16 protein-coding genes are annotated in these 14,861 nt (G+C 63.9%); 5 read left to right on the top strand and 11 right to left on the bottom strand.

Annotated features, from left to right (window positions below):
- Positions 1–66: 66 nt before the first annotated feature.
- Positions 67–840, bottom strand: coding sequence for an SDR family NAD(P)-dependent oxidoreductase (locus tag KEM63_RS00190; RefSeq protein ID WP_223653832.1), 774 nt, complete (start codon positions 838–840; stop codon positions 67–69).
- Between the two features lie 338 nt (positions 841–1,178).
- Here KEM63_RS00190 and KEM63_RS00195 point away from each other — a divergent pair, with 338 nt between their 5' ends.
- Complete coding sequence (locus KEM63_RS00195; RefSeq protein WP_223653834.1) at positions 1,179–2,936, top strand: SulP family inorganic anion transporter; 1,758 nt, start codon at positions 1,179–1,181, stop codon at positions 2,934–2,936.
- 7 nt (positions 2,937–2,943) lie between these two features.
- Here the strand turns inward: KEM63_RS00195 and KEM63_RS00200 are convergent, their stop codons facing one another.
- The 6 genes from KEM63_RS00200 to KEM63_RS00225 all read right to left on the bottom strand — a co-directional run bounded on the left by KEM63_RS00200 (position 2,944) and on the right by KEM63_RS00225 (position 8,626).
- Positions 2,944–3,582 (bottom strand): cytochrome b/b6 domain-containing protein, encoded by a 639-nt coding sequence (locus KEM63_RS00200; protein ID WP_223653836.1) that lies wholly within the window; start codon positions 3,580–3,582, stop codon positions 2,944–2,946.
- A 4-nt stretch (positions 3,583–3,586) separates the two neighbouring features.
- On the bottom strand, positions 3,587–4,321 hold the full coding sequence (locus tag KEM63_RS00205) for a sulfite exporter TauE/SafE family protein (protein ID WP_223653838.1): 735 nt from the start codon (positions 4,319–4,321) through the stop codon (positions 3,587–3,589).
- A complete protein-coding gene (locus tag KEM63_RS00210; protein WP_223653840.1) occupies positions 4,321–5,109 on the bottom strand; it encodes an SDR family oxidoreductase in 789 nt (262 codons plus the stop codon). The genes KEM63_RS00205 and KEM63_RS00210 overlap by 1 nt, the downstream gene beginning before the upstream one ends.
- Before the next feature lie 324 nt (positions 5,110–5,433).
- On the bottom strand, positions 5,434–6,366 hold the full coding sequence (locus KEM63_RS00215) for an SDR family oxidoreductase (RefSeq protein WP_223653842.1): 933 nt from the start codon (positions 6,364–6,366) through the stop codon (positions 5,434–5,436).
- Positions 6,363–7,304 (bottom strand): bile acid:sodium symporter family protein, encoded by a 942-nt coding sequence (locus KEM63_RS00220; RefSeq protein WP_223653846.1) that lies wholly within the window; start codon positions 7,302–7,304, stop codon positions 6,363–6,365. The genes KEM63_RS00215 and KEM63_RS00220 overlap by 4 nt, the downstream gene beginning before the upstream one ends.
- A complete protein-coding gene (locus KEM63_RS00225; RefSeq protein ID WP_223653847.1) occupies positions 7,301–8,626 on the bottom strand; it encodes a flavin-containing monooxygenase in 1,326 nt (441 codons plus the stop codon). The genes KEM63_RS00220 and KEM63_RS00225 overlap by 4 nt, the downstream gene beginning before the upstream one ends.
- A gap of 98 nt (positions 8,627–8,724) precedes the next feature.
- Between KEM63_RS00225 and KEM63_RS00230 the strand changes: the two genes are divergently transcribed.
- Together KEM63_RS00230 and KEM63_RS00235 are read left to right on the top strand one after the other, a co-directional pair.
- Positions 8,725–9,705, top strand: a complete 981-nt coding sequence (locus KEM63_RS00230; protein WP_223653848.1) for an AraC family transcriptional regulator — start codon at positions 8,725–8,727, stop codon at positions 9,703–9,705.
- A gap of 296 nt (positions 9,706–10,001) precedes the next feature.
- Complete coding sequence (locus KEM63_RS00235; protein ID WP_223653850.1) at positions 10,002–10,316, top strand: iron-sulfur cluster assembly protein; 315 nt, start codon at positions 10,002–10,004, stop codon at positions 10,314–10,316.
- Here the strand turns inward: KEM63_RS00235 and KEM63_RS00240 are convergent.
- The 3 genes from KEM63_RS00240 to KEM63_RS00250 are packed head-to-tail and all read right to left on the bottom strand — an operon-like array spanning position 10,283 to position 12,770.
- Positions 10,283–11,320: a 5-oxoprolinase subunit C family protein gene (locus KEM63_RS00240; protein WP_223653852.1), complete on the bottom strand. Its 1,038-nt coding sequence runs from the start codon at positions 11,318–11,320 to the stop codon at positions 10,283–10,285. The genes KEM63_RS00235 and KEM63_RS00240 overlap by 34 nt on opposite strands.
- On the bottom strand, positions 11,317–12,021 hold the full coding sequence (gene pxpB, locus KEM63_RS00245) for a 5-oxoprolinase subunit PxpB (RefSeq protein ID WP_223653854.1): 705 nt from the start codon (positions 12,019–12,021) through the stop codon (positions 11,317–11,319). Before pxpB ends, KEM63_RS00240 begins: the two co-directional genes overlap by 4 nt.
- A gap of 2 nt (positions 12,022–12,023) precedes the next feature.
- On the bottom strand, positions 12,024–12,770 hold the full coding sequence (locus KEM63_RS00250) for a 5-oxoprolinase subunit PxpA (protein WP_223653856.1): 747 nt from the start codon (positions 12,768–12,770) through the stop codon (positions 12,024–12,026).
- Positions 12,771–12,851: 81 nt separating this feature from the next.
- On the opposite strand from KEM63_RS00250, the gene KEM63_RS00255 reads away from it, so the two are divergent.
- Together KEM63_RS00255 and KEM63_RS00260 are read left to right on the top strand one after the other, a co-directional pair.
- Positions 12,852–13,532 carry a type 1 glutamine amidotransferase domain-containing protein gene (locus KEM63_RS00255; RefSeq protein ID WP_223655908.1) on the top strand — a complete coding sequence of 227 codons (681 nt, stop codon included), beginning with the start codon at positions 12,852–12,854 and terminating at the stop codon, positions 13,530–13,532.
- Positions 13,533–13,620: 88 nt separating this feature from the next.
- The gene (locus KEM63_RS00260) at positions 13,621–14,592 is read left to right on the top strand and encodes an NAD(P)/FAD-dependent oxidoreductase (RefSeq protein ID WP_223653858.1); all 972 of its coding nucleotides are present in this window, start codon (positions 13,621–13,623) and stop codon (positions 14,590–14,592) included.
- Between the two features lie 55 nt (positions 14,593–14,647).
- Here KEM63_RS00260 and KEM63_RS00265 read toward each other — a convergent pair whose 3' ends face one another.
- Entirely contained in the window at positions 14,648–14,815 is a 168-nt protein-coding gene (locus KEM63_RS00265; RefSeq protein WP_223653860.1) for a DUF1328 domain-containing protein, read from the bottom strand.
- Positions 14,816–14,861: the final 46 nt, after the last annotated feature.

The raw sequence follows: 14,861 nt of genomic DNA on the forward strand, positions 1-14,861 counted from the left end.
CCACGGTGTACTGGGCAGACAATAGCCGCAAAGCGAGGCCGCTGCCAGCTGCCCGGCGACCTGTGGTCAGAGGCTGTTGGTGAGGTGTCCGCCGTCGATATTGAGGACGCTGCCGGTCATGAACGAACCGGCTTCGCTGGCAAGCAGCAGCAACGGACCGCTGAGCTCCTCGAGCTGGCCGAGACGGCGCATAGGTACCTTGCTGCGGATGTACTGTTGGCCCTTTTCCGTGTCGAAATAGTCACCGTTCATCTCGGTGCGAAAGTAGCCGGGGGCAATGGCATTGACTCGGATATTGTGCCGCGCCAGTTCCAGCGCCATGGCCTTGGTCAGCTGCACTACGCCGGCCTTGGCCACGGCGTAGTGGCTGAGTGCGGTACCGACGCGCAGACCAAGGATCGATGCGATGTTGATGACGCTGCCACCGGTCCCTGTTTTCGCCATGGCGACAGTGGCGCGATGCGCGACGCGCCAGGCGCCGTCGAGATTGGTATCGAGCATGCTGCGCCAGTTGCCCTCGGTCATGTCCAGAAACGGGACGGGATCGCCGATGCCGGCGTTGTTGACCAGAATGTCGATGCTCCCGAACGCCGCCTCGGCACTGGCAAAGCCGGCGTCGATGCTGTCGCTGTCGGTCACGTCCATGCTCACCGCCAGTGCCTGGCCGCCCGCACCCTCGATACGCTGGACCAGCGCCTCGAGGCGCTCGATGCGGCGAGCCGCAAGCACCACGCGTGCGCCCGCCTGGCTGAGAATCAATGCGAAATGCTCGCCCAGACCGCTGGACGCGCCGGTGACCAGGGCGGTTTTTCCTGCCAGGTTGAAACGATCCGAAGTCATGCTGTGCTCCCGTGGCTTATGCTTGGGTTCAGTATCAGGTAAACCCGCGACGCACGAAAGAACCGATCGTTTCGATGAATGGACATTCGGCCGGCCATGTTGTCCATCTCGAACATGACCGGTTCACGGCTCAAGGTTTCGCCCGGGCCGTGCTGCAGAGCCAGCCGGGTTCGCGTCTACAATGTGTCGGCGATGTCGAGCTGCTACATCTCGCGCCGCCGCGGCATAGATCAGGATCGGGATTGGGGACGGAGGATGGTAGAAACTGTGGCGAGCAACATGAATGATCACGCGGCAGCAAGGGTAAGACGGGACGACCGTGCCGGAGCAGGCTGCTGATGCTGGACAACCCGCGGCTGCGTCCACCGGGCGGTACGGGATGGCTGGCCTGGCTACGCAATTACCGCAAGGCGTGGCTCGGCGGGGACGTCACAGCCGGTCTGGTGGTCAGTGTGATGATCATCCCGCAAAGCATGGCCTATGCCATGCTCGCCGGTCTGCCGGTTGAGGTGGGCCTCTACGCCAGTATTCTGCCGCTGATCGGCTATGCCCTGTTTGCCAGCAGCATGACCCTCTCGGTCGGCCCGGTGGCGGTCACCGGGTTGATGACGGCATCGCTGATCGCGCCGCTCGCGCCCGTGGGCACCGAGCTGTATCTGCAACTGGCGATCTGGCTGGCGCTGCTGTCCGGGGCAATGCTGTTCATTCTCGGCCTGCTGCGGATGGGGTTTCTGGCCAATTTTCTCAGTCACCCGGTGATCAGCGGCTTTCTTAGCGGCGCGGCGCTGCTGATCATCTTCAGCCAGCTGCCCCATGTGTTCGGCCTGGCCGCATTGCCGCGCACGCCGGGCGAGCTTACCGGGCAGTGGACGGCGATGAACAGTCTGGTCACCGCCATGGGGTTGGTCAGCCTGGGCTGGCTGATGTATGCCCGAAGCAGGCTGGCCGGACACCTGGTCAAGCTGGGGCTGCACGTCGGCATTGCCCGGCTGGCTGCGCGTCTGGCGCCGATTCTGGTGGTGGTGCTGGGCATCGTTGCGACCGCCGGGTTCGATCTGGCTGCACGCGGGGTCCCGGTGGTAGGCGACCTGCCGGCCGGCCTGCCGTCGCTGCAGTGGACTACACCGGACTGGAGCCATCTTCGCGTTCTGCTGATCCCGGCTGCGCTGATCAGTCTGGTCAGTTTCGTCGAAAGCGTCTCGCTGGCCCAGTCGCTGGCACGGCGCAAGCGTGAGAGCATCAATCCTGACCGCGAACTGCTGGCGCTCGGTGCGGCAAATGCCTGTGCCGGCGTGTCCGGCGGCTTTGCCGTATGCGGTGGCCTGTCCCGCTCGGTAGTCAACATGGAAGCTGGCGCCAATACGCCGCTGGCCAGCGTCATCGCGGCGGGGATCATAGCCCTGCTGGTCGCTACCCTCGCCCCGTTATTCGCCCATCTTCCGCTGGTGGTGCTTGCCACCATCATCCTTGTCGCCGTTACGCCGCTGATCGACGTGGTCAGTCTGCGACGGGCCTGGGACTACGACCGCGCCGAGGGCCTGACCCTGTTGCTGACCGCCATTGGCGTGATCCTCTTCGGCATCGAAGGGGGCATCATTCTTGGCGTCTGCCTGTCGATCGCCTCGCAGCTCTGGCGCGGCAGCCGGCCGCATGTGGCGGTGGTCGGACGGGTCCCGGGGACGCAGTATTTCCGCAATGTGAACCGGCATCTGGTGGAAATCGAGCCGCAGGTGCTGGCGCTGCGCATCGACGAAAACATTTTCTTTGCCAACACCAAGGCGGTCGAGCAGGCCCTGCTCGATGCGTTTCATGACTACCGCGACACCCGCCACGTGTTGCTGATCCTGTCTGCGGTCAACCATATCGACAGCACCGGACTGGACATGCTCAGCGAGATTACCGAAGGCCTTGCCGAACGCGGTGTGCGGGTACACCTGGCCGAGGTGAAAGGCCCGTTGATGGATCAGCTCACCGAAACCGACTGGATCGGCCATCAGGTTGGCGAGGTGTTCCCCAGCACCCATATTGCCTTCAACACGCTGGCCAATCTCAAGCAGAGCGAGGACACGGCCGAGACTGAGCCGGAGTCGACCTGACCGGGCGTCAGAAACCCTTTGCCAGCCAGACGGCTATAACCCCCACTGACAATGCAAGAGCGAGGGCTCTACGAGAAGCCGGAGCCGGCGGCGCCGCAGCGTCAAAGACTATCTTACGGCCATGCAGCATGGCGCCGGCGAGGCGCTTGCCGCGCAGCTGATACCAGACGACCGCCAGTACGTGTACGCCGATGAGGGCGTAGAGGAGTTCCTCGGTGGAGCGGTGCCAGCCGCTCGACAGTCGGCTGAACGGTGAGAATACCGCGTCTGCCCAGGGGCCGCTGACCGCTACATCATCCGTGGCAAACAGGCCGGTGACGGACTGGAAGGTGAACAGCGCGAGCATGGCCAGAACCGACAGCGACCCCAGCGGTGTATGACCCGCGCCGTGCCAATCGCCACGCCACTGTGCTGCCAGCCGCTGGGGCGTGGCGGCGAAACGGGTGAATCGTGCCTCGCTCGGCCCGCAGATTCCCCACACCAGGCGAAAGCCAAGCAGCCCGATGACCGCGAGGCCGAAACGCAGATGCCAGTGCATCCAGGTCTCGCCGAGGTTGACCGTGATCAGTGCGCCGGTGACAGCCAGCACGAGCAACCAGTGAAACAACCGCGTCGGTACATCCCAGACCTTGATTGGCAAACCCATCCCCTTACCAGGCGTGCAGAATCAGCAAGACGCCGGTCAGCGTCAGCAATGCGTAGACGATCTGCCGAAAGCGTGCCTCGTCGACACGGTGGTGCAGCCACTCACCCAGCAGCACGCCCACGACAAGGAGCGGCACATACGTCAAGGTGCGCGGCAGCGCCGGTATCAGGCTACCCTGAAACAGGAACAGTGCGCTGAGACTCGCGTTCAGCGTGAACCATACGCTGAGCATCGTTGCGCGCAGCCGGCTCTTGACCAGCGTGGTTCCGGCCATGGCGTAAACCAGCAGCGGCCCGCCCGAAGCGAACAGGCCGTGCGTGATGCCAGCGGCAAATGTCAGCGTGCGGCTGAGCCAGACCGGGTGTGCCTGGGCTACGATTCCGCGAGCGAGCCGCCACAATTCGCGACCGGCGAACCAGACGATGAGCAGTCCGAACAGCAGCTTGAGGAGCTGGTCGTCCAGTCCGGTATGAGCAACGTAACCAACCAGCATGCCGCCGAGCATCAATGGCAGGATCATCCGCAGGAGCAAGCGCCAATCGATATGCCGGCGATTGCGCCAGGCCAGAAAGCCGCTCATCAGCACGCTCAGGGGAACCAGCACCGGCATCACCTCGGGCAATGGGAGCATCAGCGCTGCAAGCGACAGAGCGATGACCAAACTGCCGAACCCGGTGATCGCTTCGATGGTGTAGGCGATCAGAATACAAACGCCGACCCAGATCCACGGGTCGATCATCAGCGCAAATCTCCGGCAAAGCGCTTGCGCACCTGGTGCAAGTACAGTGACGGCGCGAAGCGCCAGAGCAGACTGCCGAAGCGCGAGACCGGCTCGGGCATCAGCCAGCGCTTGCGCTGCGCCAGGCCGTCGGCGATCAGCTCGGCCATCCACTCGGCGCTTTTCATGCCGCCGACCATCGAGCGCGGATGGCTTGCAACCTGGCCGTCCCTGCCCAGCGCATGATGTTCGATCGGCGTGTCGAGAAAGCTTGGATAGGCCATCAAAAGGTGTATTCCGTCCGGTTCGAGCTCGAGTCTGAGTACCTCGAAGAACTGGGTCAAGGCGCTTTTCGCCGCACAGTAGGCGGCGCGCCCCGGCACGGGCATCCAGCCGGCCATGGAACCGATGCAGATGATGCTGCCGCGGCTTTCACGCAATAACGGCAGCGCGGCCAGGGTCAGTTCGACCGGCCCCTGCCAGTCCACGGCCATGACCTTGCGAAACACCGTCAGGTCAGTCTGGTGCGCTGGCGAGCGATGGGTGATGCCGGCGTTGTTCACCAGCAGGTCGAGGCGGCCGAAGCGTTTGCGGGTTTCGCTAACAAGCCGATTGATGTCCGCTTCGCTGGTTATGTCTGTGGTGACGGTCAGCACCCGGTCCGGTGAGCCCAGCTCTTCGGCCCGCTGCGCTAGTTGCTCTGCGTTGATGTCTGCCAGAATCAGTTGATGGCCAGCGGCGTGCCAATGTCGAGCCATGGCCCAGCCTAGGCCTGAGGCGGCTCCGGTGACTAGCGTTGTGTTGATCATGCTGCTGCTCCTTCCGTGCCGGCTGTGTTGCCAGCCGGGCAGGCTGGACACGCTGTGAATACGTCCCTGTAAGCTCGGCGATGCCCGTCCTGGGCATCGACGGTCCAGCCTGCCCGACCGGCAACTCCGCTATGGATAATGTGTGCTCTGAGACCTGCGCTTTGATCTCCGCGCGGCGCCGAGAGCTTGATCAGCTGCGCGGGGTAATCGTTTGGCCGGACCGTCCATGCCCAGGGATGGGCATGGCCGAGCCCACACGGACGTGCTAGTAGCGTGTCTGGCCAAACGATTGCCCAGTGCGGCGGCCACACCGAACCATAAGAATCAACGCCGCTGGCCCCGAGTATATTCAGCAAAAAACTCGAACGTCTCAGCAGAAGTTTTGGCCAGCCGATACCCAAACTCCTCCTTCAACCGCCGGTTGCTCAGCACAGGTCGATACAACAGAAACCGCACCTGCTCCGGCCCCGTTGGCTTGCCGCGCCATTTGGCTAACTGCAAGCCAGCCTTGACCAGCCAGACCGGCAGGGTCAGCAGCGGCTTGTTGAGCCGTTCGGCGATGTCGCCCATGGTCAACGCACCATCCCCAGCCATGTTGTAGATGCCGGTCTTGCTCTCGCGCAGGCCCATTTCCATGGCACCGACCACATCCTGATCCCATATGAACACGAATGGCGAATCGCTTCCTTTGAGCGCCAGAATCCGGGGGGCCAGGAACAGGTCGGTAATCTGGTTGCGCGTTTCGGCGCCCAGTACTGTCCCGGGCCGGAAAATCAGCTGGGCCAGTTCCGGATGGGTCTGGCGATACTCGGCGAGCATCTCCTCGACGAGCCGCTTGTGGTCGGAATAGGCAAACTCCGGATTGCCACGCAGCGCATCCTGCTCGTCTATCCACGCCGGATTGTCGGGATGGTATCCGTAAGCAGCGCCCGAACTGGTCACGGTCAGATGCCGTACGCCCGCCGCCAGGCAGCATTCCAGGACGTTGCGCGTGCCGTTTACGTCGATGTCGTAATCGCGCGCGCGGTCCGGCGAGGCCTGCAGAACCGAGGCCAAATGGACCACATGGGTGATCTGCTCAGTGCGCAGCAGTTCGGCCAGCGCAGGGTCGCGAACGTCCAGTAAATGAATCGGAAAGCGCACGTCGTCGCGCTGGCGGATATCGGTTCCGATCACCGTGAAGTCGCTCGCCAGCCGGTCGCCGAGTTGATGGCCGATGTAACCGGCGGCGCCGGTGATAAGGATGCGCTGGTTCATGATTGGCGTGCCGTGGTAGGAGAGATGGTATTGATCGGGTCGTCGGCGGGCAGCGGCAGACGGGCCCAGATCTGCGAGAGCGTCAGGCCGCTGACCAGATGCCAGACGCCCCAGAAAGCAGTGATCAGCATCATGCCGCCGGCCTCGGGAAAGAAAGTGAACAGGATGACCAGTCCCAGGCCGGAATTCTGGATGCCCACTTCCATGGTGACGGCCCGCCGGTCGCTGACCGGCAGCTTCAACAGCCTGCCCATGGCGTAACCCAGCGACAGCGCCAGCAAATTGTGAACCACCACCAGCCAGAAGAAGCTGTGAAACCGCTCGACGAACAGATCCAGATTCTTCGAGAAGGCGATGGCCACGAAGCTGAGAAATACCAGAAGCGACACGATGCGCAGCGGCTTCTCGCTGCGACTGACTAGCGCCGGGAAGCGGCGGCCGGAGAGCATGCCCAAGGCCAGCGGCAGGGCCAATACCAGCAATACCAGCAGCAGGATTCCGCCTGGTTCCAGACTGATCTCGGTCAGATAGCTGCGCGTATAGGGGTTGAGCCAGCCGTACAGCGCGAAGTTGAGCGGGGTGAGTACGGTTGCCGCCAGGCTCGACACCGCAGTCATGCTGACCGAGACCGCAACATTGCCCCGCGCCAGCCAGGTCATGATGTTGGAGAAGCTGCCGCCCGGGCAGGCGGCCACCAGAATCATGCCCAGCGCCAGTTCCGGATCGATACGCATCGCCCAGGTGAACAGACAGGTGGCCAGCGGCAGCAGCAGAAACTGTGCGACCAGCCCGGCCAGCGGCGCGATGGGCGCCAGGGCGATGCGCTTGAAGTCTTCCAGCCGCAGGCTCAGCGACACGCCGAACATCATGCAGGCCATGATGACGTTCAGCAGTATCAGGCTGGCCGGATCGAACTCCAGTGGTAGCGCGCCACTCATGCGGTGGCCGCCTGCGGCTGCATGGCAGGCAGGTCGCGCTCCAGTTCTCCGATGTGCTGGCGCAGCGCGGCCAGGTAGGCATCCTTGTTCACGTAATAGGCCATGCGGGCGAGCTTGATGTACTCGTAGCCACCGTCCAGTGTCACGCCGGCCCGCTCGCGCTTGAGTTGATCGAACGCCGTGACGCTGGACGTGCCGGATCGCCGTTGAAGAATGTACAGCGCGACCAGACGCGCCTGCAGGTTACGTCCCTCCCAGCCGAGCCCCGCCGCTTCGATCATGCCCATCATGAACAGCGTGTGATGCTCGGGATGGAACACATTCATGTACAGCTGCGGCGCGTCCAGGTTCTGTGGCCAGTTGAGGTGCTCCCGCGCTACGAACGGGTAGTCCAGCAGGTACCCCGTGGCCAGCAGGATCAGATCGTAGTCTGCCGACTCACCGTCACTGAAATGCACGGTGTGGCCGTCGATCCGCGAGATGTCCCGCCGCGGCTTGATATCGCCGTGACCCAGATGGTGCAGAATCAGCGAGTTGACCACCGGGTGTGACTCGTACATACGGTAGTCCGGGTCCGGCAGGCCGTAGTCGGACGGCTTGCCGATGATCATCCGGATCAACCCGGCGTCGAGCTTCTGCTTGAGCGGCCGTGGCATCTTGAGCTTGCCACCGAGCGTATCGATCGGCCGGCCTTTGACGAACTTGGGCAGGAAGTAGTAGCCACGGCGCAGACTCATATCGACGCTGGCCGCGTGATGCACCGCATCCACGGCGATGTCGGCTCCCGAGTTGCCGCAGCCGACGATCAAGACGCGCTTGCCGCGGAATATTTCGGGGCTGCGGTATTCCGCCGAGTGCATCAGCTCCCCGGCGAAGGGGCCGGGCAGCGCTGGCCTGTTCGGCTTGTGCAAGGTGCCGTTGGCAATCAGTACACCATCGAACCGTCGGGTTTGCCGCTCGCCATCGCGTTCGGTGGTCACCGACCAGCCGTCCCCATCCGGCGCCATCTCGATCACGCGGGTGTTGAATTCGTAATGCCGCTTCAACGCGAACTGCTCGGCGTAGTCACGGAAGTAGCGGCGCATTTCGCTGTGGTGCGGATAGGGGGCCACCTCATCGCGCATGGGGAATTCGGCGAATTCGGTCATGCGCTTGGAGGAGATCAGGTGCGCGCTCTGGTACATGGTGCTGTGAGGATTATCGATGTCCCACAGGCCGCCCACATCGCCGTGCAGCTCGAATCCGACGAAGGGAATACCGAGTTTTTGCAGATTGCGTGCGCTGGCCAGGCCCATTGGGCCGGCACCGATGACGGCATACATGATCTTTCTCCGCTGGCTTGTTGTTATGATCGGCAGTCTATTCCAGCCGGCGATCAGCGTATCGCACCAAACGGGACACGGGAGCAGCAATTCGGGCCATGCATGACTGCGCCGAGCACAGCGTCACGCCACGTTACAGTCAGGCCATCGTGCAGATGGCCGAGCGGCTGGGCATCGCCCTGCCTGCATCGATCATCCGCAGGCTATCCGGAGTGCAGCGGGTGCCGATCGCCTGGCAGGACGAACTATGGGAAGCGTTCTGCAGCGCCAGCGATGACCCGTTGATCGGGCTGAAACTGGGGCTCGAGATACAGGTCGGCCACCTCGACAGCCTCGGCATGCTGCTGGTGACCTGCGATACCTTTGGCGAGGCGCTCGAGGAGCTGATCGAGTACGCGCCGGTGATTGGCGACGGCGGTGAGTTCCGTCTGCACCGCACGGACGGCCAGGCGTTCATCGACTACGAACCCCACCTGAGCATTCGCCGGGCCGAGCGGGTCGAGGCGGTGCTGGGCAGCATGCTCAATCTGAGTCGCTGGGCGACCGGCGGACGCTTTCAGCCCAGCGGCATCTGGCTAGCCCATGCGCCGCTGGCCGAGGTCGAGCGCTACGCGGCCCTGGTCGGTTGCCCGGTGCACTTCAACGCCGGCTGTAATCACCTGGGCTTCGCTGCCGACCAGCTCGAACTGCAGCAGATCCAGGCCAATGGCGCATTGCGGGATCACCTGCGCAGGCTGGCCGACCAGACCTTGGCCGAATTGGGTCACCACAGCCTGAGTGCTGAGGTGCAGCGGCTTGTCACGGCGCATCCGCGCTGGGGCAAGGAGCGTGTCGCCGAGCAGTTGCATCTGAGCGGTCGCCACCTGAACCGGCGTCTGGCTGAAGAGGGACTGTCATTCAAGACGCTGCGCGAGAGCGTGCTACAGGCGATGGCCTGCGAGGCTTTGCGGGGCGACCAGCGCGTCGCCGACATCGCCGAACAACTGGGCTTCTCCGACGAGAATGCGTTCATCCGGGCTTTCCGGCGTTGGCAGGGCGTCACACCGGCGCGGTTCAGAACCAGCCTGCAAAACGCCTGATCGGCGGTTGGCGGAGCCCTGGTGCAGCGCCTGCCGCTTCGGGCGCTTCAAGAGGGTGCATCCCGCTCGCTTCTCGCTCATTCGCGGCGCCTGCGCGTGCACGCAACGTCAGATCCGGCCGCGGAAACCTGCTTCAAGCCGTTACGGTGCGCAGCCGTCTTCTTCGGCATGAGCCTTGCACAGTCAGTGCAAAGTCTCATCGCTAACGCTGCATCATGGCCAGGCTCGCCCGCGTGGCTTCAGTCGAGCAGCCTTCCCCACCGAAAGCAGCAGCCCAGCAGCCCAGGAGCGCGAGCATGTCCGAATTGGCGTTAAAGGTATTACCCAACGAACTGTCGCGGCAGGCTGTTACAGCGCTGGATCGATGGATCGATCCGGTACTTGGCTGCGATCTGATCAGTGCCGGAGCGGTGACCAAGCTGGAGGCCTTCACCTTCCGGGTTTATCTCGATGTGCATCTGCGCTTTCCCGCAGAGCGCTATGGTCCGCGACTGGCCGCAGAGCTTGAACGCCTGCTCCTGGCTACGACACAAGCCAAGGTGGTCGAGGTGTCGGTCACCTGGTCGATGGATCATCGTCATGGATGCTTCCCCTCTGCCTCGAGCCGGTAAAGCGCAGCCAAGTGCCTGTCTCGAGCACGGCCGCCCGTGGTCGGTCGCAGATACACCGTTTCTCCCGGCGCACATTGCGCCAAACGCGCCACGGCGAGTGGCGTCAGTGCGCCGAGCCGCGGATAGCCGCCAATGGTTTGCCGATCGTTGAGCAGAATGATCGGCTGGCCATCAGGCGGGAGCTGAATCGCGCCCAGTGGAATACCCTCCGAGATCAACGCGGGGCCGGTGTAGCGCAGCGCTGGTCCGGACAGGCGGACGCCCATGCGATCGGCTCTGGTATCGATGCGCCACGGCTGGTTGAAAGCGGCGAAGAGGCTGGCGCCGGCGAAGTCGCTGTATTGCGAGCCGAGGAGCATCTCCAGCACGGCCGGTTGCGAATAGGGTGAATCCGCTATCGCGCCGGGGACGGCGCTTCCACAGAAACCGGTATACAGCGAGGCGATCGCACCGCCTGTCGGCGTGAGCGTCAGCATGCCTCTGTCCCGCCGGGCCTGTGGGAGCGGCGTCCCCGCTGCGATGGGCCTGGCTGCCCCAGAGAAGGCCAGCCGGTCACCGCGGCGCAACACCCCGCCCCGGCCATCCGGCCCACCCAACCCTTCGCGAACCACCGTGGACTGCGAGCCCAGGACGGCTTCGAGATCAAAGCCGCCCGGCACCGCAAGGTACCCCCGCACCCCGTTGCGAGGTGCTCGAAGTTGCAAACGCTGGCCGGCTGAAATCGACATGGCACGCCATGGCTGAACCGGCTCGTCGTCGAGCAGAGCGTCGAGATCGGCGCCGGCCAATGCCGCCACGGTGTCGGCCTCGAAGCGCAGCGTGACGCCGCCGAAGGGCATCTCAAGCACGCTTGCATCGGGTGGATTGCCCAGCGACTGATTGGCCCAGCGCATCGCTACCCAGTCCAGCGCCCCTCCCTGGGTGACGCCGAGATGACGTACGCCGAAGCGGCCAAGATCCTGCAGCTGGGCCAGCCCCAGCGTCTGTTCGACGACCAGCATCATCCCGCCTCCATCGGCGTGTCGTCGCCGCCCAGTCGGATGAAGTCGGCATGCTCCACAGCGATGAAACGCACCCGGTCGCCGGGTCGAAGCAGGCTGTACCCGTCACGCTGACGATCGAACAGGGCGACCGGCGTGCGCCCGAGCAGGTTCCAGCCACCCGGCGAGACCAGTGGGTAGACGGCGGTCTGGCGCTCGGCGATACCGACGCTGCCGGCCGGCACGTGCTGGCGCGGGGTGCTCAGTCGGGGTGCGGCCAGCTGGGGCTCGACCAGGCCCATATAGGCGAAACCCGGAGCGAACCCGAGAGCGAAGACGCTGTACTCGCGGGCGCAGTGCATTCCGACCAGTTCCGCTTCGTCCATTGCGCAACGGCTGGCCAGTATCGGCAGGTCTGGCCCGACGCTGGCGTGATACCACACGGGGATTTCGTGCAGTGTGCCGCTTCGTTTGTCGTCCAGCGGCTGCAGGTTTTGCAGTGCGGCGGCGATGTGCGAGCGCGCTTGGCGTTCGTCAAGCCGGAGCAGGTCGAAGGTGACCATCAGCGTGGTGTAGGACGGCACCAGTTCGACCAGCGCCGGGCCGAAGCGATCACGCAGACGCTCGGCCGCCGCCAGTAGCCAGGGCATGTTCGCTTCATCAATGTCGTCGAACAGGCGCAGCGTCAAGGTATCGAGCGCTGCGGTTTCGATCCGCACGCGCATGATCAGCGCAGATCGGCCAGCGCGGCGGCGATCTGTCGGACCACGGCGACCGCACCGGGGTTGTCGCCATGCACGCAAAGCGTATCGGCAGCAAGGTGCAGCGCACCGCCGTCCGTGGTCACCAGCGGCTCCCCTCGCGCCAGCGTCAGAGCCTGCTCGAGTATGTCGGTGGCCAGATGGTGTACGGCCCCGGGCCGGTCGCGCCCGACCAGATAGCCATCGGCGTCGTAGGCCCGATCGGCGAAGGCCTCGAACATCAGCGACAGGCCGACTTCGCTCGCCATGACCTGTGCCTGGCTGTTATCACGGCGCGCCAGCAGCATCAGTTGCAAGGCTGGATCGTAACGGTGCACCGCCTGCATGACCGCTCGCAGCAGATCGGGACGACGCATCATGTCGTTATACAGCGCGCCGTGCGGCTTGACGTACTCGACGCGGGTACCCTCGGCGCGGCAGATGCCGTCCAGCGCGCCGATCTGATACAGCAGCATGTCTTCCACTTCCTGATGGCTGCAGTGCATCGAGCGGCGGCCGAAGCCGACCAGGTCGGGATAGGCCGGATGGGCGCCGATCCGCACGTCATGTTCGGCGGCCAGCGCTACGGTGCGACGCATGGTGCTCGGATCGGAGGCGTGGAAGCCGCAGGCGATGTTCGCGCAATCGACATGGGGCATGACTTGCTCATCAAGTCCCATCGTCCAGGCACCGAAGCTTTCGCCCATGTCGCAGTTGAGCAGCAGTCTGTTCATGCAGGGTCCTCAAGAATGCTGAACAAACTAGCCGAGAACCCGTCGAATGACCAACTCAACCCGACGCAGCAGGAGCATGTCATGAAGGTACTGATGGTACTGACCTCGCACGACAAGCTGGGAGACACCGGCAAGAAAACCGGGTTCTGGCTCGAAGAATTCGCCGCACCGTATTACGTGCTGAAGGATGCCGGTGCCGACATCACCCTCGCCTCGCCCGCTGGCGGGCAGCCGCCACTCGACCCGAAGAGCGACGAGCCGGATGCCCAGACGGCCGCCACCGAACGCTTCAGGGAGGACAACGAGGCCCGCCTGCAGCTGGCCGAGACGCATCGGCTGGCTGGCATCGATCCGCAGGATTACGACGCGGTGTTCTACCCGGGCGGCCACGGCCCGCTCTGGGATCTGTATGACGACGCCGACTCGATTCGCCTGCTGGAACAGTTTGTAGCTGCCCGCAAACCGATCGCTGCGGTCTGTCATGCGCCAGCTGTGCTGCTGAACGTCCGCGGCGAGGCCGGTCCGCTGGTCAAGGGCAAGAAAGTGACCGGCTTTGCCAATTCCGAAGAGCAGGGCGTGGGTCTGACCGAGGTGGTGCCCTACCTGCTCGAAGACCGCCTCAAGGAAAAGGGCGGCGTCTACAGCAAGGGCGAGGACTGGAGCTCCTACGTGCTGGTCGACGGCAAGCTGATCACCGGACAGAACCCGGCGTCGTCGGAAGAGGCCGCGCGGGAGCTGGTAAAGCTGCTCAGCGAAGTCTGAGCGGTCTCGCCACAATCGAGGCGCGCGGGGCAGCCAGCGCCGCGCGGGCCTCCAATACTCTTCAGGCTCGCTGAGCCAGGATCATCCGATGTATTTTCCGAATGCGCATGCACAGCCCGACTCGCCAGCGACCGATGCTGATTGCGTGATCGTCGGCGGCGGGCCGGCGGGCCTGACCGCAGCGCTGTACCTCGCGCGCTTCCGCCGACGCTGTCTGCTCCTCGATGCGGGTCTGAGTCGAGCGTCATACATCCCGAACTCGCACAACTATCCAGGCTTCCCCCCGGGCATCGCCGGGGTGGACCTGCTCGCGCGGTTGCGGGTGCAGGCGCAGGAATATGGTGCGCGCCTCGTAGAGGGCTGGGTCGATTCCATCGAGCGGCATCCTGGCGGGTTTGCCGTTCGCTACGCCGATCGTGTGATGATCACACGGCGCGTGATACTGGCGTGCGGGATCGAAGATGAGCTGCCCGATATGCCGGGCGTTCACAACGCCATTCGGCGCGGAATAGTCAGGCTCTGCTCGATTTGCGACGGGTATGAGGTAAGCGGCGAAAACGTCGCAGTGTACGGGGAAGCGGAAAACGCCATCAGCCACGCAGTGTTTCTGCGCACCTTTACCGATCGCGTGACGGTGATAGTGCATGGACAGGCGGATGCCTGTGAGCAGGCTTCATCTCTCGCCGCCCATTATGGCATCCGGGTGGTGCCCGATCACGTCGACGGCATGCAGCTGACCGAGGATGATCGTATCGAAGTGATTACCCGCAAGGGCGACCGCATCATCTTCGATATGGTTTACCCGAGCCTGGGCAGCCGGGTGCGTTCCACCCTGGCGCAGCAACTGGGCGCGCGCTGTGACCATGCCGGATCGCTGCTGGTGGACGATCATCAGCAGACATCGATCGAGGGGCTTTACGCCATCGGGGATCTGGTCAAGGGGCTCAAGCAGATGAGCGTAGCGACGGGTCATGCAGCGATTGCGGCGACAGCCGCGCACAACAGCCTCGAGGCCAATCCCTGGGGTGGGTCCCGCTGGGCGGAAGGTGGAACGGACTGAAGCCATCCTGACAAGCGAAAGGCCGCACGGGGCGGCCTTTGCGTATCAAGACGCGTCAGGATCGGGGTCCGCGTCGGCTCATGAAGAACGACACGATGAACAGCACCAGGAATACCACGAAAAGCACCTGTGCGATGGTCGTCGCAGTGCCGGCGATGCCGCCGAAACCGAGCACGGCAGCGATGATGGCTATAACCAGGAAAATGATTGCCCACTTCAGCATGATGAGTCCTCTTGTCGTTTTAACCGCTTGAGCCGCATTCGGCATC

The sequence above is a fragment of the Halopseudomonas nanhaiensis genome, from assembly GCF_020025155.1.
Taxonomy (GTDB): Bacteria; Pseudomonadota; Gammaproteobacteria; order Pseudomonadales; family Pseudomonadaceae; genus Halopseudomonas; species Halopseudomonas nanhaiensis.

Coding starts and splice junctions, on each gene's coding strand:
- KEM63_RS00225 (WP_223653847.1), bottom strand. CDS start 8,626: ATGTATGCCGTCATCGGTGCCGGCCCAATGGGCCTGGCCAGCGCACGC.
- KEM63_RS00235 (WP_223653850.1), top strand. CDS start 10,002: ATGTCCGAATTGGCGTTAAAGGTATTACCCAACGAACTGTCGCGGCAG.
- KEM63_RS00240 (WP_223653852.1), bottom strand. CDS start 11,320: ATGATGCTGGTCGTCGAACAGACGCTGGGGCTGGCCCAGCTGCAGGAT.
- KEM63_RS00230 (WP_223653848.1), top strand. CDS start 8,725: ATGCATGACTGCGCCGAGCACAGCGTCACGCCACGTTACAGTCAGGCC.
- KEM63_RS00220 (WP_223653846.1), bottom strand. CDS start 7,304: ATGAGTGGCGCGCTACCACTGGAGTTCGATCCGGCCAGCCTGATACTG.
- pxpB (WP_223653854.1), bottom strand. CDS start 12,021: ATGCGCGTGCGGATCGAAACCGCAGCGCTCGATACCTTGACGCTGCGC.
- KEM63_RS00250 (WP_223653856.1), bottom strand. CDS start 12,770: ATGAACAGACTGCTGCTCAACTGCGACATGGGCGAAAGCTTCGGTGCC.
- KEM63_RS00210 (WP_223653840.1), bottom strand. CDS start 5,109: ATGATCAACACAACGCTAGTCACCGGAGCCGCCTCAGGCCTAGGCTGG.
- KEM63_RS00260 (WP_223653858.1), top strand. CDS start 13,621: ATGTATTTTCCGAATGCGCATGCACAGCCCGACTCGCCAGCGACCGAT.
- KEM63_RS00265 (WP_223653860.1), bottom strand. CDS start 14,815: ATGCTGAAGTGGGCAATCATTTTCCTGGTTATAGCCATCATCGCTGCC.
- KEM63_RS00205 (WP_223653838.1), bottom strand. CDS start 4,321: ATGATCGACCCGTGGATCTGGGTCGGCGTTTGTATTCTGATCGCCTAC.
- KEM63_RS00200 (WP_223653836.1), bottom strand. CDS start 3,582: ATGGGTTTGCCAATCAAGGTCTGGGATGTACCGACGCGGTTGTTTCAC.
- KEM63_RS00215 (WP_223653842.1), bottom strand. CDS start 6,366: ATGAACCAGCGCATCCTTATCACCGGCGCCGCCGGTTACATCGGCCAT.
- KEM63_RS00195 (WP_223653834.1), top strand. CDS start 1,179: ATGCTGGACAACCCGCGGCTGCGTCCACCGGGCGGTACGGGATGGCTG.
- KEM63_RS00255 (WP_223655908.1), top strand. CDS start 12,852: ATGAAGGTACTGATGGTACTGACCTCGCACGACAAGCTGGGAGACACC.
- KEM63_RS00190 (WP_223653832.1), bottom strand. CDS start 840: ATGACTTCGGATCGTTTCAACCTGGCAGGAAAAACCGCCCTGGTCACC.